This window comes from Pseudoalteromonas sp. SiA1, assembly GCF_018732205.1.
GTDB lineage: Bacteria > Pseudomonadota > Gammaproteobacteria > Enterobacterales > Alteromonadaceae > Pseudoalteromonas > Pseudoalteromonas tetraodonis.
In genome coordinates, this window is sequence record NZ_CP076084.1 from 1,929,747 (window position 1) to 1,954,729 (window position 24,983).

20 protein-coding genes and 1 riboswitch are annotated in these 24,983 nt (G+C 38.6%); of the genes, 11 read left to right on the forward strand and 9 right to left on the reverse strand.

The window, feature by feature from the left end; all coding sequences use genetic code 11:
• Positions 1-99: 99 nt before the first annotated feature.
• From KK487_RS08900 to drt3a, 3 genes are all read right to left on the reverse strand, one after another.
• Positions 100-912, reverse strand: a complete 813-nt coding sequence (locus KK487_RS08900) for an alpha/beta fold hydrolase (protein ID WP_036954440.1) — start codon at positions 910-912, stop codon at positions 100-102.
• Between the two features lie 230 nt (positions 913-1,142).
• A complete protein-coding gene (gene drt3b, locus KK487_RS08905; protein WP_215521714.1) occupies positions 1,143-3,122 on the reverse strand; it encodes an antiviral reverse transcriptase Drt3b in 1,980 nt (659 codons plus the stop codon).
• Entirely contained in the window at positions 3,112-4,275 is a 1,164-nt protein-coding gene (gene drt3a, locus KK487_RS08910) for an antiviral reverse transcriptase Drt3a (protein WP_036954402.1), read from the reverse strand. The genes drt3b and drt3a overlap by 11 nt, the downstream gene beginning before the upstream one ends.
• A gap of 237 nt (positions 4,276-4,512) precedes the next feature.
• On the opposite strand from drt3a, the gene sbcB reads away from it, so the two are divergent.
• Positions 4,513-5,958: an exodeoxyribonuclease I gene (gene sbcB / locus KK487_RS08915; RefSeq protein ID WP_024602968.1), complete on the forward strand. Its 1,446-nt coding sequence runs from the start codon at positions 4,513-4,515 to the stop codon at positions 5,956-5,958.
• A 211-nt stretch (positions 5,959-6,169) separates the two neighbouring features.
• Here sbcB and KK487_RS08920 read toward each other — a convergent pair whose 3' ends face one another.
• Positions 6,170-7,051, reverse strand: coding sequence for an NAD(P)-dependent oxidoreductase (locus tag KK487_RS08920; protein WP_028835102.1), 882 nt, complete (start codon positions 7,049-7,051; stop codon positions 6,170-6,172).
• 120 nt (positions 7,052-7,171) lie between these two features.
• Here KK487_RS08920 and KK487_RS08925 point away from each other — a divergent pair, with 120 nt between their 5' ends.
• Positions 7,172-7,714, forward strand: coding sequence for a glutathione peroxidase (locus KK487_RS08925; protein WP_036954398.1), 543 nt, complete (start codon positions 7,172-7,174; stop codon positions 7,712-7,714).
• A gap of 88 nt (positions 7,715-7,802) precedes the next feature.
• Positions 7,803-8,783, forward strand: coding sequence for a 2-hydroxyacid dehydrogenase (locus KK487_RS08930; protein ID WP_036954395.1), 981 nt, complete (start codon positions 7,803-7,805; stop codon positions 8,781-8,783).
• A gap of 84 nt (positions 8,784-8,867) precedes the next feature.
• On the opposite strand, the gene KK487_RS08935 is transcribed toward KK487_RS08930, so the two are convergent.
• Complete coding sequence (locus KK487_RS08935; RefSeq protein ID WP_036954392.1) at positions 8,868-10,190, reverse strand: sodium-dependent transporter; 1,323 nt, start codon at positions 10,188-10,190, stop codon at positions 8,868-8,870.
• 166 nt (positions 10,191-10,356) lie between these two features.
• On the opposite strand from KK487_RS08935, the gene KK487_RS08940 reads away from it, so the two are divergent.
• Positions 10,357-11,115, forward strand: coding sequence for a 4'-phosphopantetheinyl transferase family protein (locus KK487_RS08940; protein WP_036954390.1), 759 nt, complete (start codon positions 10,357-10,359; stop codon positions 11,113-11,115).
• On the opposite strand, the gene lysC is transcribed toward KK487_RS08940, so the two are convergent.
• Both lysC and nhaD read right to left on the reverse strand, forming a co-directional pair.
• Complete coding sequence (gene lysC, locus KK487_RS08945) at positions 11,092-12,483, reverse strand: lysine-sensitive aspartokinase 3 (RefSeq protein ID WP_171040135.1); 1,392 nt, start codon at positions 12,481-12,483, stop codon at positions 11,092-11,094. The two genes, KK487_RS08940 and lysC, sit on opposite strands and share 24 nt — an antisense overlap.
• A gap of 75 nt (positions 12,484-12,558) precedes the next feature.
• Positions 12,559-12,731, reverse strand: a riboswitch (Lysine riboswitch).
• A gap of 98 nt (positions 12,732-12,829) precedes the next feature.
• Positions 12,830-14,077: a sodium:proton antiporter NhaD gene (gene nhaD / locus KK487_RS08950; protein WP_013465139.1), complete on the reverse strand. Its 1,248-nt coding sequence runs from the start codon at positions 14,075-14,077 to the stop codon at positions 12,830-12,832.
• Positions 14,078-14,273: 196 nt separating this feature from the next.
• On the opposite strand from nhaD, the gene KK487_RS08955 reads away from it, so the two are divergent.
• From KK487_RS08955 to KK487_RS08975, 5 genes are all read left to right on the forward strand, one after another.
• Entirely contained in the window at positions 14,274-15,545 is a 1,272-nt protein-coding gene (locus KK487_RS08955) for an MksB family condensin complex protein (protein WP_013465140.1), read from the forward strand.
• A 5-nt stretch (positions 15,546-15,550) separates the two neighbouring features.
• Entirely contained in the window at positions 15,551-16,099 is a 549-nt protein-coding gene (locus tag KK487_RS08960) for a condensin complex protein MksE (RefSeq protein ID WP_013465141.1), read from the forward strand.
• The gene (locus KK487_RS08965; RefSeq protein ID WP_024602960.1) at positions 16,096-18,888 is read left to right on the forward strand and encodes an Mks condensin complex protein MksF; all 2,793 of its coding nucleotides are present in this window, start codon (positions 16,096-16,098) and stop codon (positions 18,886-18,888) included. Before KK487_RS08960 ends, KK487_RS08965 begins: the two co-directional genes overlap by 4 nt.
• Before the next feature lie 104 nt (positions 18,889-18,992).
• On the forward strand, positions 18,993-19,544 hold the full coding sequence (locus KK487_RS08970; RefSeq protein ID WP_013465143.1) for a DUF4136 domain-containing protein: 552 nt from the start codon (positions 18,993-18,995) through the stop codon (positions 19,542-19,544).
• A gap of 200 nt (positions 19,545-19,744) precedes the next feature.
• On the forward strand, positions 19,745-20,044 hold the full coding sequence (locus KK487_RS08975) for a hypothetical protein (protein WP_029750492.1): 300 nt from the start codon (positions 19,745-19,747) through the stop codon (positions 20,042-20,044).
• Between the two features lie 395 nt (positions 20,045-20,439).
• Here KK487_RS08975 and KK487_RS08980 read toward each other — a convergent pair whose 3' ends face one another.
• A complete protein-coding gene (locus tag KK487_RS08980) occupies positions 20,440-20,943 on the reverse strand; it encodes a peptide-methionine (S)-S-oxide reductase (RefSeq protein ID WP_024602958.1) in 504 nt (167 codons plus the stop codon).
• A gap of 202 nt (positions 20,944-21,145) precedes the next feature.
• Here KK487_RS08980 and KK487_RS08985 point away from each other — a divergent pair, with 202 nt between their 5' ends.
• Complete coding sequence (locus KK487_RS08985) at positions 21,146-22,999, forward strand: TonB-dependent receptor plug domain-containing protein (protein WP_024602957.1); 1,854 nt, start codon at positions 21,146-21,148, stop codon at positions 22,997-22,999.
• Positions 23,000-23,370: 371 nt separating this feature from the next.
• On the opposite strand, the gene KK487_RS08990 is transcribed toward KK487_RS08985, so the two are convergent.
• Complete coding sequence (locus KK487_RS08990; protein WP_008109286.1) at positions 23,371-23,634, reverse strand: YkgJ family cysteine cluster protein; 264 nt, start codon at positions 23,632-23,634, stop codon at positions 23,371-23,373.
• Between the two features lie 171 nt (positions 23,635-23,805).
• On the opposite strand from KK487_RS08990, the gene KK487_RS08995 reads away from it, so the two are divergent.
• Positions 23,806-24,981, forward strand: coding sequence for an efflux RND transporter periplasmic adaptor subunit (locus KK487_RS08995; RefSeq protein WP_024602956.1), 1,176 nt, complete (start codon positions 23,806-23,808; stop codon positions 24,979-24,981).
• Positions 24,982-24,983 lie beyond the last annotated feature (2 nt).

The following is a 24,983-nucleotide window of genomic DNA, read 5'->3' on the forward strand; positions in this document are numbered from 1 at the left end:
AACGACTAGGTCACAAATGTTAAGCCGATAATTTTACAGAATAACGACCCAAATAACAGAATTAAAACTTGGCTTGTGTATATTTTTGTAAACTAAAAATTAATCAGTGCGATTAAGTAACCTGACTAGCTGGGTGATCACCATTTCTGGCTCATCATTTTGTGGATAGTGGTAACTTTCACTGGTTAGCACTATCTCACCTTGAGGAAAAGCATTAGCCCAGTTTAAATGCAGTTCTCCCCACATTTCACGCCCTTTATCAGTAAAAAATAACACCGATGGATTTTCATATTTTTTAACTGAGGCAATAACCGTCACGGGAATATCTGCTATTTGTGGATAATCGGGCAAAGGTCGCTTCGACCAAAAGTCTAAATACTGATTCGACATGCCGTTTTTCATATCATCACGTTTTATAGCGGCAATTTCTTTTTCAGCGCGCGGTAAATCAATCTTACGCATAATATCAACATCATGCTCTGAGGCGGGTTCAATTAACATTAACGCTTTAATGTTATGAGGGTAGCTTGCTGCAAATACCCTTGCGATATAAGCACCATAAGAATGCGCCACATAAATCACAGGTTCTTCAATTTTTAACGCTTTAAGTAATAGTAAAGCTTCAGCAGCATACTCCTCAGAGCTATAGTTTTTCTTTATTTGCGCTGAGCCGCCATTGCCAATTCGAGAATAGCGAATTACTTTTGCATGCTTGATAAGCGAGTTATAAATGGGATCCCAATCACTCAGCCCTGCAGAGCCACCCGCCTCGAGTAAAACAGTGTGTTTACCACTACCCGCCATTTCATATTCAATATCAAAGCCATTTACTTTAACTTTTGCAAGCTCCGCAAAGGCACTAGTAGATACAAGAAATGAGTAAATTAGGACAATGTTTATTTTTATTTGCATATGATTAGAGAAAGTTGGTAGTTTACTTAACCCATTGATGAAAGGATTAGAAAAAGGTGAACATTAAATTTGATGGCCACCAATTTTGGTAGCCATCACAAACCTTTTGTGTGTGCCTTTCGGCCAACCCTAAGAGTATATCTCGGGCGGATTCCCACAATGGGAAAGCAGAACTAGGGTGCTATTAAACGACACTACTTCATACTAGGTTCTGGTTAACAGTACATTGATTAGTATGTAGGATTCAACTGTTTTTTCATTAATAAATTCCAGATATCTACTTTATCCCAATTAGAAAACCAGTAACGACTAGTCGAATAATCTATTATTATTTTTAACTCTTTTTCTAAAGACACTATTTCTTTTGGAAGTTTCACTTTTACTCTTGATAGTTTATCTTTAAGTTCAGAATTGCAAATAACACTTTTTAAATAGATGACTTTTCTTTCACAGGTAATGAATGGGCAACTAAGATAATCTAAAAGCATATGTATAAGTTCTGCGGATTTAAAACCTAAGTCCTGCATGATCTTCGTCATATAATCTTCAGCTTGTATCGTCATGGATGGAATATAGTGAGATAACGATTTATTTTTCCCAGCAATATGCATCAAACATATGAAATCAAAATAATTATAATCTTTTAGCCCAATAAGCCTCCTGAAGCTATTATCAGGTAACCTTTCTTGTATATTTTCTGCTATGTATTCAAGAGTCAAAGCTAAATTATAAACTTCAATTTTCATGCCCTCTTGATATTCACGATCCATTTGTAATATTTTTAATTGTAGGTAGTGGGAAAGCTTATCTCGGAAGTAGTGAGAATAAATTAAAGATTTCCTACTAGAAAAGTCATGTAGAGTTATTATCAGCTGACAAAATGAGAAAGAAGTCGAAGTTCTTCTGTCTAGAGAATAGAAATACAAGATAATATCAAAATAAGAAGCAAAATATTCGAAATCACTATTGGTTATCTGTAAAGGTTGAAATTCATACTTATCAATCATCGAATAAACTAGTTTACTAAGTGATTTCTGTATGTAAGCTGTGACATCTAGCAACTCAACATTCACATCTTTTATGACAGACTTTACATCTCGGATGAATTGGGTAACAACATTCTCCCTCTTAATCCTCTTCATAGAGGGTAGCCTAATAAACTTTTCATCGTTGGGCTTAAGTTCTGTGATCTTAATATTAACTGATTTTATTAATTCTCTGACTTTATCAATAGCAATATCTTTAGATGTATAGAAAGGCCTTTCCTGAAAAACTCTCTTACTTTTGTTTATTGATAGCTTGTAATAATAAAGCATATCAATAATTTTTCTTTCGATTATATCTAACTTACTAATATTATTAGCAAATAGGAAGTAATCATCAACATACCTTCTTATCTCGTAATCTACTCCACAGATGATATCCAACTTCTCTAAGGCCTTGTAAATTTCCGAGTCTATTCCTTGAAATATAACCTCACTAAAAATTCTTGAAAATTCGGGGCCAGTTATAATACCGTTTGTTTCATTATAATTAGTCTTGGACATTAAACTATCAAACTCATTTTCGAAAGTTTTTAGGTTTTTATTTGTATTATTTTTGGCGAATCGTTTATTTTTAACAGACCAGCATATTGAATGTGTATAGATAGAGTCGAAACATGTTTGTACATCAAGTTTTAAAAGGTATTTAAATTTCTCCTCTAAGTATAAAAACTCTTTGGAGCTTGTAAAAAAATTTATATGTTGAAACTTTTTATATGAATAGTATGAATTTTGATACTGGTTTTCTTCTAAATCAAGCTCTACAGAATTTGATTTCAAATGCTCTTCTGTATAAATGTACTCGCTTGTATAATACCTTGATGCTTTTTTTGATGGATGTCTTATAGAAAACTCACTAATTGAACATGAGTTTAGTATTCTTGATGAAAAAGCCTCATAAAAAGAAGCTATATCTATTTGTAAAGACGGGTGAATTAAAGATAGTACCCTATATGAATTAACATCTTTGTCTATTTTAAAACTAAAAGGAATCGAATAGTCCGACTGCTTTTGTTCAATGAGTCCAACTAGAAAACTAGGTATATTTTCTTTTTCTTTGTAATTTTTATAGAAACCAGTATTGGAGAAAAGCAAAGGTGTTTCAAAAGGTGTTACTTCTGTTGCTAGCACTCTCAAAGTATCATCTTGATTTATTTTATTGAGCATTAGTCCAACACCTTTTTATTAATTTAATATCCTCAAATGAATATATCGGTTTACTTAAAAAAGCACTTTTAAATGAAAGGTTTTTGACAAAATTCAGCTTCTTCTTTTCAATTTTTTCGACTTTAATTAGCTGTCTTATTCTAGATTTTTTTGAATATAAAATACTTCTATAGAACCTATCAATTTCTTTCAGAGATAAGGAGTTAGTAATATCTATATACTTATAACTGTGGTACAGACCCAAATTAAAACTTCTTCCATTTTTGAATTCAACTCTTCGATTACCGGTGATGAATTTTAACCTTTTTAGAAGCAACTCTTCATTTCGATCTTCACCAAAGGATAAAAGCGACTTAACAAGCCTACCTTTTATTTTTTTTACTTTATTCTCTGATATATCTATTTTACTTAATTTAGATTTGTTCGCTTCGAAACTATAGCCTAAATAATTAAATGTTTTTAAAGTGTCGTCATTTAATGAAATCTCTTGGAATTTTTCATTTTTACTATGGAAAACCAGCCCTGAAGGTAACAATTTAGTTAGCTTTTCTTGGATATTAATAATTTCATCGAAACTAAAAATTATTATGTCATCCACAAATCTTGCATAAAAATACACACCTTCTATTTTTTTAACATTTTTATCGAAATCTTCTAAAAAATACTCTGCTAAACTCCCACTTAAGGTAGTCCCTCTTCCTATACCTTCGAACCCATAATCCTCCACACTATTTAGGTAGAGTAAAATCAATTTTTTTGAGTTTGGCGATAGCCTTAAATCACTAAAAACTTTATTGTAAATTACCTCTGGATGGATTGATTCGTAAAATTTTTTTATATCAAGCCTGTAAATAAATTTACTAGTTTTTTCTCTAAGTAGTTGAATCAATGTTCTTAATATTAAATCTTTATCTGATTGTTGGGTATTAGCTGTTGTTTTTAACATTTCAGACAAATAATTTAATAATAAATATGTGCCTGGCTCTTCAACTGAAATTACTTTCTTTCCATTTAACGATAATTCATTGACTTCGCTCATAAAATTGCCATCATATTTAAGCAAATTTACAGCACTTTGCACGTTTAACTTCTTCACACCTCTGCTTTTAGCAAGACTATTTAGTTTGTCCTCATTAATATATTCAAATTCCATTTAAATCCCCCATAAATTTACATATAAGACACATAACTCACACGAACTAAATTATCTAATAAATAATATTTAATACTTATAGCAAACAACATATTATTTTTTAACCACATAATGCCATACCATTTAATTTCATACACCTATAAACTCCCTCGCCCATATGCCATAATCTAAATAATTCATAAATTTAGTAACTTGGCGGTATATAAACCGTTTCAAGCTAACTTAAAGGGTTTTTAAATGGCTTATCAAGAGCAAAACCAAGCAACTATTTACTGGCACGACTACGAGACCTGGGGGGCAAGCCCACAAAAGGATAAGCCGAGCCAATTTGCAGGTGTGCGCACCGATCTTGATTTAAATATTATTGGCGAGCCGCTTATTGAGTACTGTAAGCCGCAAGCGGATTATTTACCCCATCCTGAGGCGTGTCTAATTACTGGTATTACCCCACAAGTGGCGATGCAAAAAGGCTTAGTTGAGGCTGAGTTTATTGCTAAAATTCATGCCGAATTTAGCGTGCCTAATACCTGTGTGGCTGGTTATAACAGTATTCGCTTTGATGATGAAGTAAGCCGATATAGCTTTTATCGTAACTTTTACGACCCATATGAGCGTGAATATAAAAACAATAACAGCCGTTGGGATATTATAGATTTAGTGCGCGCCTGCTATGCACTTCGCCCTGAGGGTATTGAATGGCCGTTAAAAGAAGATGGCAGCCCAAGTTTTAAACTTGAGCATTTAACTGTCGCTAATGGTATTGAACATGCCGCTGCGCACGATGCATTAAGTGATGTAACGGCTACCATTGCACTGGCTAAATTAATAAAAGAAAAGCAGCCTAAGCTGTATCACTTCTTTTTTAGTTTGCGCAATAAAAAAGCCCTTGCTGAATTGGTGGACGTGTTTAACATGACGCCATTAGTGCATACATCGTCGCGTATTCCAGCAACCCAGGGTTGTACCACGTGGGTGGCACCTATGAGCTTTCATCCTGTTAATAAAAACGCGGTTATTTGTTTTGATTTAACCCAAAACCCACAGGTATTACTTGATTTAAATGTAGAAGAGTTACGCAAGCGTTTATACACCAAACGTATAGATTTAGCAGAGGGTGATTTACCCGTAGGTTTAAAGCTGGTGCATTTAAACAAGTGCCCTATTTTAGCACCAGCTAAAACACTACTGCCTGAAAACGCTGCTCGCTTGGGTATTGACCGAGAGCAATGCTTGACTAATTTAGCCATTTTAAAAGCCAATACCGAGCTTCGCGATAAAGTCACTGAGGTATTTAATGAGCAAGGCGATTACAGCGCCACCACGAACGTGGATTACTTATTATATGATGGCTTTACTAGCCATGCTGATAAAGCCAAATTTGCGATTATTCGTGATGCAAAACCTGAAGACTTGGCAAGTTTAAAGCTTGAATTTGAAGATCCTAAATTTAATACTTTGTTGTTTAGATACCGCGCCCGTAACTGGCCACAAACGCTAAACCAACAAGAGCTTGATCAATGGCGTCAATATTGTCAAAGCAAGTTAATGCATGGCGAAGATCAACCCTCAATCAGCGCACAAGATTTTATGATCACCCTTGAAAACCTAGCGCATGAGCATGATGACAGTGAAAAAAATCTTACAATTTTAAAAGCACTGTATAACTACGCGCAAAGCATGTAATTTGCTTTAGTGTATATAACCCATGAAAAACGCGACCCTTTAGCAAAAAGTGTCGCGTTTTTTGTTACTAGGTAAAAAACCAAAAAACTATCTCAACAAGAGAGGTAAATGAGAAAACATAAAACCTACAGTTATTTTTATGTATATCACTTCCTCTAAAAGCGCAGCACCTCTTACCCTTTTTGTGAAAAGTTTACTTTTACCAATTACATTACTTTTTATGCAGTGCTTCAATACGCGCTAGTAAACTTGATGTGTCGTACCTGCCGCCGCCAAGAGCCTGTACATCGGCGTAATATTGATCAACCGTGGCGGTCATTGGCAGCGTTGCACCGTTATTTTTAGCTTCATCGAGTGCAATACCTAAATCTTTACGCATCCAATCTACAGCAAAACCAAACTCGTACTCGCCTGCCCACATTGTTTTGTAGCGGTTTTCCATTTGCCACGAACCAGCTGCGCCTTTAGAAATGGTTTCTATTACTTTTTCGCCATCAAGCCCTGCTTGTTTAGCAAAATGTAAGCCCTCAGCTAAGCCTTGTACCACACCAGCAATACAAATTTGGTTGACCATTTTACATAATTGTCCAGATCCAACTTCCCCTAATAACTGGCTAAAACGGCTAAACGCCGCCATGATAGGTTGCGCTTTAGCAAATACCGCTTCGTTGCCACCAGCCATTACGGTTAATACCCCGTTTTCAGCACCTGCTTGACCGCCCGATACTGGCGCATCAATAAAGTCGATATGCTGTAAAGCCGCTTTTGCCGCAACTTCACGCGCTACCTCAGCAGAAGTAGTTGTGTGATCGATTAAAATCGTGTTTTTGTCCATACCAGCTAAAACGCCATCATCGCCGTATACCACTGACCGTAAGTCGTCGTCATTGCCAACACACATAAATACCATATCGGCACCACTTGCAGCTTCACGCGGGGTAGGTGCAAAACTACCGTTAAAATCTTCAACCCATTTTTGTGCTTTAGCTGCTGTGCGGTTATAAACACATACGCTGTGCCCCGCTTTTGCTAGATGCCCTGCCATTGGGTAACCCATTACGCCTAAACCTATAAATGCAATTTTTACTGACATAAAAATGACCTATTTAACTGATAACTTAGAAACATAAGCTCGATTATGTCAATCGGCCGCTAAAAAAGCGAATGAAAGTCTTTTAAAATTTCCCTAATACGGAAATTAGGTAGGTAATCTATGGATAGTATTTATCAATTTAACGCACCACTTTGTAATAACGATGATTTTTCTTTGAGTCAGCTAAAAGGAAAAACGGTTCTTATTGTTAATACCGCCAGTAAATGTCATTTTTCTGCGCAATTATGCGCGCTAGAAAAGCTATATCAACAATACAAAAACGATGGGTTTACTATTTTAGCCTTTCCGTGTAATCAATTTGATAAAAATGAGCCATTAGAGGGAATGGCCATTAAAGACTATTATCAAAAACATTTTTCAATTAATTTTGAGGTGTTTAATAAGGTCATGGTAAATGGCCCAGATACGCATCCACTGTTTAGTTATTTAAAGTCTCATACACGAGGTATTGCACAAAACCGAGCAATAAAATGGAACTTCACTAAGTTTTTAGTTAATGCACAAGGGCAGCTGGTTGCTCGCTATGCACCGCGAACTAAACCGGAGTCATTACATAATGTAATAACAAGCTGCTTAGAATCAGTGCCCGTTATAAAACCGACGACCGCTCGTTTAGGAGTCCGTTCGGCTGCATTAAAATAATCCTGTCGTAATTAAAACAACAAGAGTGAAGCATCTATAGTAAGAATAGTTTATGGTAATAAAATAATTGATTACTTGGAGCTAGTTAATGGATATTGCTTTTTTTAGTGCTCAGAAATATGAGCGCCCTTTTTTTGAGCAAAGTTTAAATGGCTTTTCTAACATCACTATTACTTACTTTGAGCAAAGTTTATCGGCGCAGACGGCAATATTAGCTAAAAACTTTAACGCTGTGTGCGTATTTGTAAACGATACAGTAGATAAAGCAGTGATTGAGCAACTTGCCACATTGGGTGTTAGCGCTATTTTATTACGCTGTGCGGGGTTTAATAACGTTGACTTGCCTGTTGCCAAACAGCATAACCTCAGCGTATTACGCGTACCCGCTTACAGCCCTGAGGCAGTAGCTGAACATTGTGTTGCCCTTATGCTCACCCTCAGCCGTAAAACACACAAAGCTTATAACCGCGTGCGCGAAGACAACTTTGATTTAAATGGCTTACTCGGGTTTAACTTACATAACAAGACCATAGGGATTATAGGCTGCGGAAAAATAGGCTTGGCACTGTGTAACATTTTAAATGGTTTTGGCGCTAACGTTTTAGTGTGCGACCCTTTTGCAAAACCAGGCAATTACACTATTACCGATTTAAATACCCTACTTGCCCAAAGCGATATAATTTCACTGCACTGCCCGCTGAGCGAAGATACGCATCATTTAATCGATGACGCTGCATTTAATAAAATGAAAACCGGCGTCATGCTCATTAATACTTCTCGCGGTGCGCTGGTAAACAGCCAAGCGTGTATTAAAGCACTTAAATCACAAAAACTGGGGTACTTAGGGCTTGATGTGTACGAACAAGAATCAGAACTGTTTTTTAAAAACCACAGTGACGAAATAAATCAAGACGATATATTCTCTCGTTTAGTGAGTTTTAGAAACGTGTTAATAACAGGGCATCAAGGCTTTTTTACTCAAGAAGCTCTAACCGAAATCGCTAATATAACATTACAAAATGCATTTGAGGTTACTCAAGGAAATAGCTTAACAAACGAAGTGCTATAGCGCGGCTAAACAAAAAGCAAAAAAGCGAACAAAATATAGTGTTCGCTTTTTTGTTATCAATAACACATGAGTTATTAACGCGTTCTAGCCAAACGCAACGTTTGCAAATACTAAGGTCATTAGCACTGGGCAGACAAAACGAATGTACTGAGCAAACCAATAATGTGCACCAGAACTTGCTTGATGAAGCTTATTACCACGTTGCCATAGCCAGCCTACCGTTATAAAGTAAAACAGCCCCATTAACGGCAATTGGTATTGAGTAAATACCATAATCACTAAACCAAATAACCAATCAAAGTTTAAAATAATGGTACTGGCACAAACAAATACAATTGCACTGACTGCCCATGTTGCTTTGGTTCTATCTACACTGTGGTTTTCAACCAAAAATGCCACAGGGATCTCAGTTGATGAAATAGTTGAGGTAACTGAAGCTATCGACATCAATACAAAAAATAATAAGCCAACCAATAAACCAATTTCACCCATAGTGCCAAATAGCTCAGGTAATATGGCAAAAATAAGTTGTCCCTCACCAATTAATTTACCGTTATTAAATACTTCAACGCCATTGTACTGGGCAACATAAATAGCCGGAATTATTAATAAGCCCGCCAAAAACGCCACGCTGGTATCAAGTAGCGCAACACTTGCGGTTAATTTTGGTAAGTTAGCTCCGGGTTTTAAATATGAGCCGTAAATCATCATACAGCCTACCCCAAGCGACAACGAAAAGAACGCTTGCCCCATTGCGGCAATAATTAAATCAGGGTCGAGTATTTTACTAAAGTCAGGCACTAAATAAGCAGCAAACCCTTCGCTTGCGCCATCTAACGTTGCAATATAAATAATAAGCCCAATAAGGAGAACAAGTAAAAGCGGCATTAAACGGCGTGACCAGGTTTCTATTCCCGACTTCACCCCTTTTAAAATAATACTGGCGGTTAAAATAAGCATAAGCGGCGTAAAAATAAAATTACGTAACATAGAGTCGCTATGTAAAAACTCACTCAAGCTATGCAAGCCAAAAAAGCTACTTATAGGCTCTATAGCGTAGGAAAGCATCCAACCGGCCACAATAGAGTAAAAACTTAACATAACGATGGCACCGGCAAGGCCAATATAGCCTGCTGCGGCTCCCACTTTAGGGGCGTGATCTTGCCATGCTTGGCTTAGCGCTTTAACAGGGTTAGCTTGGGCTTTGTAACCTAAATACAGCTCGGTGTATAAAGCAGGTAACGCCAGCAAAAAAATAACGATAAAGTAAACCAGTAAAAATGCGCCGCCACCATGATTAGCAGCCTGCGTAGGAAAACCCCATATATTACCTAAACCTACGGCTGCACCGGCTGCTGCCAATACAAAACCTAGTCGACTTTGAAAACCATCACGCACTTGTGCCATACACCTACAAATCTGTTATTATTTTAACGAATGCGAATTAAACCATATTTAAGAGCCACTGAGTAATAAAAATGTACTTAGCGCTCACAACAACTAACAACCGCTCACAAACTATCCAGCTTTGGGTAATAAATATGTAATCGGTCGTCATTTATAACGAGCAATGATGAGTGTAACTTACTTTGAAAACCAGCTAGAAATCACGCCCGCTTTAGCAAATAACAGCCATTGCATTGCGTTGCTTAACGCGACCACCCTCAATGTGGGTGAATTTGATTTACCCCACTATTTAAGCCCTTTTGAGCTCAATGTTATTAATCGGCGTAAAAATCCACAGGCTAAACAAGAATATTTAGCCACACGTTTAGTGCTTAAATACCTAGTAAAATCCGCTTGTTCTTCTTATGCATCATTAAAGCTGTGTGATATTAGTTCTGAATTTAACCCCGATAACAGTAAATTAGAATTACATATTAAAAATACAACAGGCGTGATCAGTTGCTGTATTTCTCATTCTCATGGTTTTGTAGGTGCAGCGTTAAATGTAGCATCAACTCAATTTGGCTTTGATATTGAAAAAATTAGTTTAAAGCGCCCTTTTAATAAACTCGCTAAACACTTTTACCACCCAGCCGAAGTGAGCTTAATAACCGATACAGATAACATAACAACTCAAGCACATCATTTCTTTAGGATTTGGACATTAAAAGAAGCGCTGGCTAAAGCCACCACCCGCCCTATTGCTCAGCTATTAAGCCCTAATGTGTTTAACGAACTTAATAACGCCCAGCTTACAGCCTGCAGCAATACCGTGGTTGGAGCACATAACGACATGTTTGATATTAGCGTTGTGGCAAAAAAAAGCACCGACTGGCGGTGCTCAATAATGACTATTAACGATTTACGCAGCGCAATCACTTTCTAGTAATCGACTATGAATCGCTTGAACCACTGCATCAGACTCGCTTTGCTCAACTAAAAAGCACAGGTTGTGTTTACTCGCACCATGGCAAATGAGTCTAATATTAAAGTCACTTAATACTTTCATTAAATTCATTTCATGTTGGCGCAAAACAATTTCAGAGCCAATTAACGCTACCAGCGTTAAATTGTTTTCAACCGATACATGGCAAAATTCAGCGAGTTTATCTAAGCACTCTTGATCTAGCTCTGGGCGTGATGCATTAGGCGCATTATCAAGGGTAATTGCTACACTAATTTCAGAGGTGGTAACCAAATCTACCGAAATATTACACTCACTTAAAATAGTAAATATACGCGCTAAAAAGCCACTGGCTAACAGCATTTCTGGGCTTTTAAGGGTTAATAATATTTGATTTTTACGTTGTGTTACCGCACGAATACCAGGTAGCTGCGATTTTTCACGTTCAATCCACGTACCGCCAAGTTCTGGCTCTGTGCTTGAGCCAACAAACACATTAATATGGCTGCGACTGGCAGGTAAAATAGTTGCCGGGTGCAATACTTTAGCGCCAAAGGTCGCCATTTCTGCTGCTTCATCAAAACTTAAACGCGCAATAGGAGTGGCTTTTACACACAAACGAGGATCGGTGCTAAAAATACCCACTACGTCAGTCCAAATATGCACACTTTTAGCGTTAATAGCCTCAGCAAGCAGTGCAGCGCTATAATCTGAGCCGCCTCGACCGAGCGTGGTCGTTAAATTGTTTGCATCGCTACCAATAAACCCTTGGGTCACAATAACGCTATCATCAAGCAGCGGAATTAAATGTGTTTGAGCGGCTTGCGCTGTGGCGGCCACATTTGGTGTTGCTTTACCAAATTGGCTATCGGTTTTAAGCACCTGGCGCACATCAAAACGAGTGGCATTTAAACCCTTTAACCTTAGTACTTGGGTAAATAAGTACGACGATAAACGCTCGCCAAAGCTAAGTAGCTCATCGAACTGCTGCTCAGTATTGAGTGTTTGTGCCGCCAACGTTTGAAATGCATCAAGCGTTTGATTAAACCCAAGGGCTAAATCCTCATCTAACGACAGGTCATTTAAAATAGCCTGCTGAATCGCAAGGACACCATCAATATGCTGTTGGCGTTTAGTGGCTTCAATACCCGCTTTGCAAAGCTCCACTAAATGATTGGTCACTCCGGCACTGGCGCTTACTGCAACAATACGTACATTTTTATCGTTTACGATAATTTCGCTACAACGGCTCATCGCCTCAAAGTTAGCAACGCTGGTGCCACCAAATTTGGCAACAATGTAATCTGATTTTGTGCACTGTGAACTTTGTGGCACTGGTTGGGTAGTCATTTCGTCTCCTTTCGCGGCATCCAAACCGCAATAAAACAAGAAGAACTTGGCAGGAAATAAAGATAAGAAAAATCTACTGCCAGAAGCTCTCCACCTAAATTGGTGACAGTTTTGAGGATTCAGCCCCATAAACCGAAAAACAATGGTAACGACCCATTATTTTCCTCGGCGAGTACTTCCCTCCTTAATGATCGCAGGCTGTCGTTGCCTCACATTAAGTACCTAAGTATCGCACCTCTTCTGAATGTATTATTAACCTGTGGCTAATAAAACAAAACCGCACTAAGAGTGCGGCTTTGAAAGTTATCGTTTAGACGTCTAGCTGTCAAGTCGTTTTACTATAAAATCAAATAAAACTACCCATTAAGTAAGAGCCCGCATAACCAAAGGTGTAACACAGTAATAAATACAGCGATAAGCGAAGGTAACTTGCAAACGTCAGCTCTTTTACCTTACTCATGGCTATAATACCGGCCGCCGAGCCAATGATTAGCATAGAGCCACCTACACCGGTTGCATACGTAAACGACAACCAATGCTGTTGACTCATTACAATGTCGGCTTTTAATAACGCTGCCGTTAGTGGCACGTTATCAACACCTGCAGATAAAATACCCATTAAGTAGTTTGCGTACTCTGGCGCCATTACCGTATACAAATTAGTAAATTGGCTCAGTACCCCAACTTCTTTTAACGCACCAACAAGCAGTAACACACCCACGAAAAACAATAAGGTGTCGTACTCTATGTCGCGTATAAAATCGATCATATCTTTGTTGATGTCTTTTTTGCGCATTAAAAATTGCGCGACTAAAAACATAATAGATAAACCCAATAAAAAAGTAAGCAGAGGCGGTACACTGTATAAAACACTCAATGTAAGCGTAGCAATAACCGTAGTGAAGAAAATAACCGCAATGGTTATGTCGGTTTTTTCAATACGTTTAAATTTAGTTTTTTTAAACTCGAGTTGCTTATTCATGCCAATTGATAACAAAGTAGCCAGTAATAATACACTTAGTAACGCAGGCACAATTAACAGTAATAAATTGCTAATTGTTACTTTACCATCAAGGAAAATCATAAGTGTGGTTACATCACCCGTGATAAGTGATACACCACCGGAGTTTACAGCAAATACAATAAGCGTGGCGTACTTAACTAACTTTTTGGCTTCAAGTTTTAATGACATAATCACTGCCAGTGATATTAGCGTGGCCGTAACGTTGTCTGAAATAGATGAAAATAAAAACGCAAAACACCCCACCAAAAACATCAGCTTTCGCTCACTAATGCTGGTTGGCATAATCCGATTCACAACATTTTCGATAAGTCCTTTAGAGTTTAAATAGGCGACAAAGGTCATTGCGGCCATTAAAAACAGCCATAAAGAAGCAATTTCTAAAATATTGTGGTCTAGGAGGGTTTGAATCGTTTCGGGGCTTTGCCCATTAAGAGGAAAAATAAAGGAGATAATCCAGCAAAGTGTACCAAAAAATAACGTCGTTTTGGCTTTGTTAACGTGGATCACATCCTCAATAACGATAAGCAAGAATGCAATCGCTATCAGCGTCAGGATAATCGAGGAAACCATGATATTAAACAACCTTCGGGGTTAAGTAAAAATTGAAACCATGTAAAAAATATACCCACAAACTCTATGTGCCTATATTCGGCGCGGATACTATCACTAAGCGGGTGTAAAAACTATTATTAAATCGTCGCAAAAACGAATACCATATAAGTTCGAGAAATATAAAATAACGAATACTAGGAAGTTGCAACGCCTTATGATCCCAGCTAAAAAGCTACTTAATACCCTAAATGAACACTGGGGTGTATTAGAGCTATTATTTAAGCGCTTTAAAATGGCCGACTTTAGTATTAAAGATCTTCAAAATGCCATTAAGCAAAAGCAACCCACGTGGAATAATGAGCGTATTTATAAAGAAACCAACCGGTTATTAAATCAAGAAATTATTATTCCGCTGGCTAAATCGTCACAACTGGAAATTAACCGCGCCATTGCCGATTTTGCCACCTTTTTACTGCAAGAAGAACATTTAGGCTTAGCACAAGAAATAAGTGTATTGGTTGATGATTTGGCCCGTTTAGGTAATCGGCTATCTAATGCCGGTGAAATGGAAGATTTTGATGATTTACGCCGCTTTAGCCGTATTATGGATGATCGGGTGCGTAAAATAATCAAACTGTTTTTACACAACGAAAACGCCATTTTAAATATTGTTGAGCAAGCCAAATCTAATAATGCAGTGCAGTCGCTACAAAAACGCTATAAAGCCGTGATAGAAGCGTTTGATGAGTATATAGAACCCATGCTGGAAATGGTGGATATTAGAGGCGACTTTCATGCCTGTTTTACTTTAATTGAGCAACAAATTAGCACCCAAATAGAACATATTGAACGTTCAGGCAAAGCGTACAACGATAAACGCATGCTTGAGCAATTGCGTACCCGAATTCTAGAAATGCACTTAGTTGGCCGGATAAGCTTACGTAAAAGTGCCGATATGCTTATGCCACTGCGTGAAGAGTTGCGCCGTAATAACCTTGTTACCCGCCAAGTAGCAAAAGTATTAGGGCTAATACGTAAAAATGGGGTAGATAATATGCTCAGCGCCGTGCAGCCACATTTTGTAAGCGATGCGCAAAAGTATTCATTGGGTCAACAGCGCCATATAGTAGCCTACATGGCAAGCCTGGCTGAATTTGAGCATCATGAATATCAGCTACCAGAGCAAAACGATGTGCCTGCGTTTGTCACGCCAAACATTCCTGACTATCACGATGTAAAAGCGCAGTTTGCAAAACGCTTCAAAAAGCAGCGTAAAAAACCACAGCCTCTGCTGCAATTTTTAGACGAAAGCTACCCAGAGCTTGAAGCCGATGAAATGCTGTTTTTATATCAAAAGCTAGTGAGCGATACCACCCTACACATTAGCCAAAGCGATAAAAAAGCCCGCGTTAACATTGCAGGCCAGCACTTTTCTTTGTACCCCTTTAATTCAGAGCCTCAGGCTGATAAAGCCGAGCACGAGTAATGACCATGACACAGATAAACTTAAATGAGCTTTCTCACTTACAAGCCATTAATAAAAAATTAGTCGCGGGTTACCACATTTGCGAACAAGACACGGTAATGTGGCAAGAGCTTGACCAACAAATTGAAGCCTACAGCGCCTTATTCACAGCATTAGGCCATGATTTAAAGCACGACAGTCGTGGCTTTTATTATTTTGCTAGCGATGAAAGCACCCCCAATATGGGCAAAATATCGCGCGCGATAGCGCTCACTATTTATATTTTAATCGAACACTTTGCCAACACAGGTAAAGACCCAATGCGTGCATTATTTGATGAGCCAAACGATTTAGAGCTAATGCAAACCTTGGTACAACTTAATAAACATTTATTTGATCAGCTTGAAATATTCTCGGGTTCTGATTTACGCAAAGATGTGTATTTACGCATGGTACGTTTAGGCCTTGCCCGCGAAGTGGAAGGCGGCTTTATGCTACAGGCGCCAATTCATCGCTATATTGATGCCTTAATGGAAGTAAATGAAGAAACCTTTTTAGGAGAGGACGAGGAATGAAAAACTTATACGGACTGAGTAAACTCGCCCTACTTAATACTGCAGGCTATGCAAAGTGTGTGATCCCACTTGATAAAAGTAGCTCGATTTGTGCGCCTAACAACACAGGTAAAAGCTCAGTTATTAATGCACTGCAATTTCCGCTAATTAACGATTTACGCCTTACCGAGTGGGATGGCCACGATTTAGATGAAACCCGTAAGTTTTATTTTTCATCAGATCAATCGTACATTTTATTGCAAGCCGATTTACCCCATGGCTCAGTTGTCATTGGCGTAGCAGGCTTAGGTAAAATTGCCGGTTATGCACACCAATACTTTTGCTATCAAGGCAAACTTGATTTAGCCCAGTACACCCAAGGCAATACCATTATTAAGTTTACCAAGCTGTTTAATCACTTAAAGCAGCAAGGTTACAACCCGATAGAGCTTAAAGCGCAAGAGTTAAACGCCCTACTTACTGGCGGTGCAACGCAATTTGATGGTGAGATCAATTTAAAAATGATCCCCCTTAACAACGTTCAAGACTCTGCAATATACAAAGAAATCTTTCGTCGTATTCTTAATTTACATAAATTAGGCGCAAACGACGTTAAGCGCTTTATGTTACGTGTGTTTGAACGCCACATGTCAAATTCAAAGGTCGACTTTTACGAAGTATGGCGCCGGTCGTTTGATAAAGTAAACCGCGCAAAACGTGAATTAAAAGCCCTTGAGTCAATGCAAGAGCCCATAGCCGCCCTCGAATCTATGCTTGAAAACCAAACCGTTCTTAAAGGTAAACTGGCCGCTTATGCACCAAAAATTGACCAAGCACTGATTGATTTTGATACGTATCAGGAAGAGCAACTAAGCGAGCTCAACATCGCTCTTGAAGATATTGAGCACGAAAAACACGAGTTTGAACAAAAACAAAGCCTATACGTTCAACAATCGCGCGATATAGAGCGCAAACAAACCCAAATTGAACAGTGGTTTTTAGATTACAACGCTCTTAAAAGTGAGTTTGAGCTGGTTAATAAAGCCACGCTCAAAACCAGCTTAACGCAGTTAAAAAATGACTACGAGTCGTTGTCACACTCAATAACGAGTGCACAAGGTCAAAGCCTGCACACCCTTGATTACCGCATTGGCGAAACACAAAAACAAATTAAAAGCTTAAAGTTACAACTTAAAAACTTAGAATTTAATTTATTCACTCGTATGCGTGAAGACTTATCACTGAAAGAAGTTGAAGAAATATCGCGACTATTAAACCCCGATCTTCTCTCCTTTGCTACCACCAGCAATGGCGATATCACTATTGATGATGACGATGCTTTCGGCGAATTTTTAGCGCAGCTTAGTGAAAACGTAAAAGGCGGTGTACTCACCCTGCCCGGTGCCAGTATTAAGCTTAAAAAACTCTCGCCTGTGCAAATGCAAAGCGGCGAAAACAAAGAGCAACTGAGTGCTCAATTAACCGCACTTGAGCAATCATTAAAAGAGTTTAAACAACAGCGCGAAGTGGCCGCCAATGTTGCAGATAAGCAAAAAGAAAAAGACGCGCTATACGATGAGCTTATGAGTGCTGAAAGTGCACTTAAACGCTTAGAGCAATTTGAAGTGATGCAACAATCGGTTGACGCCCAAGCAATGCTAAAAGAGCAGCTTTTAGCCGAACGCGAACAAGTTGACGACTACCTACAAGATATTCAAAAAAACAGTGGCTCAATTGCTGATAGACGCTCGTTAATTAAATCAAAACAAGCGCAAATTAATCGTCAAACAGAGCGCCTGCGCCAAGTTAAAACCGAGCGTATTGACCACACGTTAGATTTATACAGTGGTAAAGTGACACCTTACATGATTGATATAAAAATCGATTTTGATAATTTAAGCGATTTAATTCACCACTTTAACAAAGACTGCCAAGAGCTACGTAATTTCGATATAAATGTACGTAATACTTATATGCATATTTACAATGCAGGTATTACCAAATTCGATAACGAAAACGATGAGTTTAGTAAATACCAAAAACTTATTAGCGCGTTTCATAACATTGATAACGAGCGCGATGCCGTTGAGCGCCAAGGTCGCGTTGCCCTCACCGAAGTGGCCGCCACGATTAAAGGCTTACGTGAAGATTTAGACCGCCTACGCCGTGAAATGAATAGCTTTAATAAAGGCATAAGCCAGCACCGCATTTCAAACCTGCAAGCGTTTAAAATTAATATTATCCCGCGAAAAATGTTGGTAGATAGCATTGATACCATTATCAGTACATCTAACCAAATTGAACAAGGCGATACCCTGGATTTACTCAGCCAAGAGCCGTACAGCGAAAGTGCGGTAAACGACGCAAAAGATCATTTAATTAAACTCGCCTCAGACAAAGCAGGCCTGACCCTTACCGATTTATTTGATATTCGTTTTGAAGTGGTTAACCGCGCGGGCGAAACCGAGCACTTTGAAAAAATAGATTCGGCTGGTTCAAATGGTACGCGTATCACCATTAAGCTATTATGTGGCATGTTGTTTATTCGTTACTTATTAAGCGATCAGGAACAAAACTTATACCGTATACCTATTTACATAGATGAAGCGGCTGATATCGATCCGCAAAACCAAAAAGCAATTATAGAAACCGCCCTGAGCTTTGGCTTTGTGCCAATATTTGCTTCGGTTAAACCGCAAATAAGTTGTGATTATATTGTGCCAATTCGTTCAGTAAAAGACGGCGCACAAAACTGGGTAGATGAAAAAGATTGGATTGAGGTTGAACATAAAGCCTCTCTACTGGACTAAGAGTTAATTGGCTATTCATCTTAGCCAGTTACACTTATTTTTAGATTTTAAATTACCCTCGCCCATGGTAGTTTAAACAAACGCACTTTATTGGAGCAAACGGTATGAAACATATATTTATTGTCGCAGCACTGGCGCTACTTACCGCCTGTACACAAACGCCCGATTGGGATTACGATAAATCAGCAAACTTTAGTAACTACAAAACGTTTGCTTGGGTAGAAAACGCGAGCCTAACTAAAGACACGAATAACTACCAAATCAGTGGCCTTATGGAAAAACGCGTTCGCAATGCGGTAAACAACCAACTAAGCCAACAGTTAGGTATGCAATTGGTTGACGTAGCGCAAGCTGATGTACTTGTTAATTACCATGCAAGTGTTGATAAAGAGCTAGAAGTAGATACCTTTAATGTAGGCTACGGTGCACGTTGGGGTTACTGGGGCACAGGCTTTAACCACGATGTAAGCGCACGTGAGTATGAAGTAGGCACGTTAGTTATCGATATTATTGATCGTGAGTCAAACCAATTAATTTGGCGTGGTGCTAAAGATGGTCGTTTAAAGAAAAAACAAACACCATCACAACGTGAAGCCGCTATTAAAGAAACGGTTGCCAATATTTTAAGCAACTTCCCGCCTAAAGCGCAGCAATAAATTTTAATTAATATTTAAAAGCCCGTATGTTCGCGGGCTTTTTTATGGCTTAAAAACTGTTTGCCTATAATGTAATAAGTTGCGCATTAACAAGGTGATAGCTCAATGCTATAGTTACCATGTTACAGGGATAAAGCTTAATCAATAAGATGTTTAGTAAACCTAGTGTTTAAAGTTGTGAGGTAAATTAAAGGATTAAAATGAAAGAAACATGCCCAAATTGTAAAAGTAATTTTGCAGCTAAAGATATAAAAAATATTAACAAAAATAGTATTTTTATTGAAAAACAATGCCCTTCTTGTCAAACATGGTTTTGTTTGAATAAAACACTAACGATTATAAAAATTATTGGTATTTTTTTATTGTTAATAACCAGCCTATTAAATATCTTCAATATTAAGAGTGAATACAGTCTGGTTTTTTCAAGCATTGGCTTAGTAGGCATACTAATGGCAATCATTATTACTTTTTTTGGCCAAAATGAAGCAATCAAAAAATAAAAAGAAACCAAAAGTAAAATATGTAGATATAAGTAATACGAGAATGCTATTGAATCAAATCGCATTCTCTTTAGTCTTTTGGGCTTTAGGCCTTTTATCTATTTTATTTGCGATAAAGTTTATACATGATGGCTATATTCTGACCCCAACAGATTACCGGGTCGAATCTGACGTTTATTTCTTTTCAGCGTCGCCGTTTACTTATCTATTTTACCTTTTTCTTTATTTAGGAACTGGGATCTACTTTTTAGCTGTGCCCTACCTTTTTAGAGATATGTTCCCTCGAAAAAAGAAAAAGCCTAATAAATCTAAAAAAAAGCATAAACGAGGTAACAGCTAATTTTAGCTTTATTAGTTACCAGCCTTTTTTATTTAAATACGCATCAATGAAGTTGTTATTTATACTTGTGTAATAAATCAAGTGGGATATGGCAATAATCATCAGGGTGATTGGTTAAACGCTCTTGATGCTCGGGATCGCTAGGGACATAATTAGTCAATGGCGCTACTTGTACCGCTATTTTTTCAGCATCATCACGCTGGCTAATATAGTCTCTGGCGATGTTTAAATGATTACTGTCTTGGCTAAAAATGGCGGTGCGGTATTTTTCGCCTACATCGTTACCTTGTTTATTGATACTGTATGGGTCAATAATCTCAAAAAAATAGCCGATTAATTCATTTAAGGTCACTCCTTGAATATCAAAGGTTACTTTCACGCATTCGGCATAGCCATCGTATTCACCTTGTGTTGTGTTACTAGTGCCATTGGCACGCCCCGCCTCAGTAGTCACTACTCCAGGTAAATACTTCATAAATTCTTGCACGCCCCATAAGCAACCACCAGCAAAATAAAGTGTGTGCTGATTTAATGAATGGCTCGGTTGTTGTGTTTGCATAATAAAGTGACCAATGTAAATAATTTATAGGATGCAGAGTTACTATTTTGTAACGCTAGGTTTGATTATCAAATGCAGTTTTTTATCATTAATGTACAATAGCGCCCAAAATCACCCTAGCTTAGTGAGCTTACCTTATCATGTGATAAAAAGTGATAGGTATTTAATTGTTAGCGCCATTGCATAAAATGAGAATAATGATATGAATCGTGCCCCGCACCTTATTATACCGGCTGTACTAGCCAGTATTTCGACTGTTGCTTATGCAGAACAGAGTAAAGAAACAGCAACCATAGAACAAATAACAATTGAAGCGTCTCCCACTGCCAATACCTTACCCGTTGGTACATTTGATTCACCTATTTCAAATTTAGAGTACGACCCGCGTGTTGACTTGCAATCACGCAATATGGCTGAAGCACAAGCTGATGTAACGATACGCGGGGGTATTTTTGAAAATACCGGCTTTAGAGTCGGCAGTACAACTCTACTCGACCCGCAGTCTGGTCACTACTTTGCAGAAATTCCTATTGCACCACAAATGCTAACGGGTGCCAGCGTATTAACCGGAGCCGATAACGCACTTTATGGCATGAATAGCTCGGTAGGTACTGTGTCGTTTGCTTGGAAACCAATAACAACCGGTGGCAGTGTCTCTTTGGGCGCAGGCTCAAATGACTTTAACCTACAAACAATTCATGCAGGTGTGAGTACTCCAATTGAAGCAAACGCTAATTGGCGTATTGGTTTTGAAGGTGAATATTCGCACTCACAAAGTGATGGTTCAATTGATTTTGGCGATCATGACTTTACCCGTACTTCTGGAAGAGTGCAGTTAACTGGGAGCGATTCACAAACTGATTTATTTTACGGCTTACAAGAAAAGTTTTTTGGTTGGCCAAACCTTTATACCCCCTTTGGTGTAAATGAAACCGAAGACTTAGAAACCCAATTATGGATGCTCAACCATAAGCAAGCCTATGCTACCAACAGTGAATTTGAAGTATCGGCTTATTACCGCAAGCATAACGACCATTATGTTTATTCAAGAGAAAACCCAAGCGCGTTCCAAGCATTTCATGAAACACAAGTAAAATCATTGGCTATTTCAGGTCGTCATGCGCAAACAAAGTCAGTTGCGGTTAATTACTCGGCGCAATATATAGAAGACAGTATTGACTCCACCACCCTTGAAAATAACTTTACTTCACGTAACTACTTTAAGCTTAGTGTATTACCAGAATACACAACAGCACTAGCAAGCAACCAGCAACTAACGGTGCGTTTAGGGGCTGCATTTGATAACACCAGTCGTGATGACTCTGAGCTATCATTGATTGGTGATGTTAGTTTAAATACCCATAATAACGATGGCACTGAGCGTACATTGTATTTGTCGTATGCTGAGGCAAGCCAAGTAGCAGGCTACACCGCCATTGGTGGCAGCGAGACTGGTGGGTTGTTCAGAAGTAACGCTAATCTTGAGCGCGAAACCACTAAAAATTTAGAGCTGGGCTTATTGCTTGAGCAACAAAGCTGGCAGCTTAATTCCGCACTTTTTTATCGTAAAGATAACAACCTAACCGATTGGACATTTAGCTTTGATTCAAGCTCAGCGCGATTTGCACAGCCGGTTGATATTGACACCACAGGCCTTGAGTTTTTAGCCACTAAACAATTTAATAATACAGAAATTGTTGCCAGCTATACCTACTTACATAAAACAGAAACCTATGGCGCTGAAAATGTTGATGCTAGCTTTTATGCCTTAAATTTTCCTGATCATCGTGTAACGCTCGGTGCAATTTGGAACCCGACGGATAAGTTAGAGTTTCGAGTAGATAATGAATGGCGTAAACAGCATAAAAATGCCCTTCGCCGTTCAGATGACGAGGCACTATTTACTCAGCTGACGTTAAAAATAACCCCAGCTACACTGCAAAATTTCTTTATTACTTTAGCAGCGGATAATTTGTGGGATGAATCGTTTGAAGAAATCCCAGGCACGCCGGGTCGCGGTGAGCAATATACGCTGAGCGCCACGTATAGCTGGTAACAATTTAGCTCAGCGAGGGTGTATCCCACGCTGAGCGTGTTTTTTAAATTGAAATAATAAACAGACTAGCAACAAGCTGACTTAAAAATTTCATACCGCAGCTCGCCCTACTTTACGTACTCTAAAAGCCCAGCGCCTCTTCGCCCTCTTTGTACATTTATCATTAAAACCGTATGAACAAAGAGAATTGAATGAGAAGAAAATGAGAAAAACACGACTCACTAAACCAAGTGACTTTGTGTCTAAGTCACTTACTCTTAAAGCGCAGTGTCTCTTTGCACTCTCTCAGTACTACTTTTAGAAAGACAAAGTAAGTGACTACACTTTTCAAGCGTATAAATTGTAAATATATGTGTATTTAATACAATAAATTAGGTTAATTGCTCTAATTCTGTAATTAACGTTAATGCGTGTTCATTGGTTGTCCCGCATACATCTAAAGTGGCGCTAAAATCACTACACACTTTAGGGCGCGACTCATCACCAAATAGCTTACATAAATTACGCTCATCCAGCTGAATACAACGTTCTCCGGCCTTTTTACCATTTGGCATACCCGGTATTGGCGAGCTAATACTTGGTGCAATACAACATGCTCCACAGCCTAAACGGCACGCCATTGATTGTGTTTTCATTATAACCTCAGTAATAAATTTTAATTATATTGTTGCTGCTTTGCATACAAACAGAGCGATTTGTTCTATTTGTAACCGCATTATGCAATGACTTGTTACATCTTCAAACACACTGTAAACACTTTATTGCGTATCATTAGTTCATCAGCACAATTTATGAAGGAATGCCCTGTGGCGACTAAAAAACAAATAATACTCCCTATCGCGGTCCTTGTTGGTGGCATCGCCCTTGCAGCGGGCTTTTCAGCAATGAAAAAACCACCAGAAGAAAAACCAGAACAAGATACTCGCCCATTGGTTGCAGCACAACCTATTCACCTTGATGCAATCACTCTCGATGTTAAATCGTACGGTATTGTGCAACCTAAAGACCGCACTGAGCTGATTGCTCAGGTAAGTGGCCAAGTTATTTCTGTTGCAGGGCAATTTGTTGAAGGTGCCTTCGTAAAGCAAGGAGATATTTTAGCACGAATTGACCCAAATGATTACGAAGCTGATTTAATTGAAGCTGAGGCTGGGCTCGCCCAAGCAAGTTCAGCGCTTGAGATAGAACGTGCTCAAGCGCATGTTGCTAAAGCTGAATGGGAACGCATTAAAGCAGACTCAAGTGATATCACCGCCTCTGCGCTTTATTTACGTAAACCGCAATTAGCAGAGAAAATGGCGCGTTATCGCTCAGCACAAGCAAGTGTAAAACGTGCTAAACGTAATTTAGAACGCACTTATATTAAAGCCCCCTACGATGCAATTATAAACGCGCGTAGCATTAGTTTGGGTTCTGTTGTAAATCCAGGTAATAGCTTTGGCTCACTCAGCGCCACTTCGGTCGCTGAAGTACGTTTACCGGTTGCCGATAAAGAGCTTCAATACTTAAATAATGGCGGTATTGGTGCAACAGTGTTATTTAGTGCGCAGTTCGCGGGCAAAGAAACCACATGGCAGGCTAAAGTGGTACGCAGTGAAGGGGTGATAGATCAAAAAAGCCGTATGAGCTACTTAGTGGCACAATTACCAACCCCATATGCTAACAAAACTCAACCATTGCGTTTTGGCTCCTATGTTAACGCTAGCATAGAAGGTCGTGCAGTTAATAACGCCATTGTTGTGCCACATCATTTAGTCAAAGAAAATAAAATTGCGATATTAAATGACGATTTAACCCTGTCGTTTAAAACTCTCAATATTATACGTGAACAAAATGGCATGGTGATCGCAGACCAAGGGCTTAATGAAGGTGAACAGCTAATTACTTCTGCCCTTGAATACCCTACCGAGGGAATGGCGGTAAAAATTGAAGACGTTGTAACAACCCCAGACGTTACTCAACTTGCATTGAAACAGGAGTAACT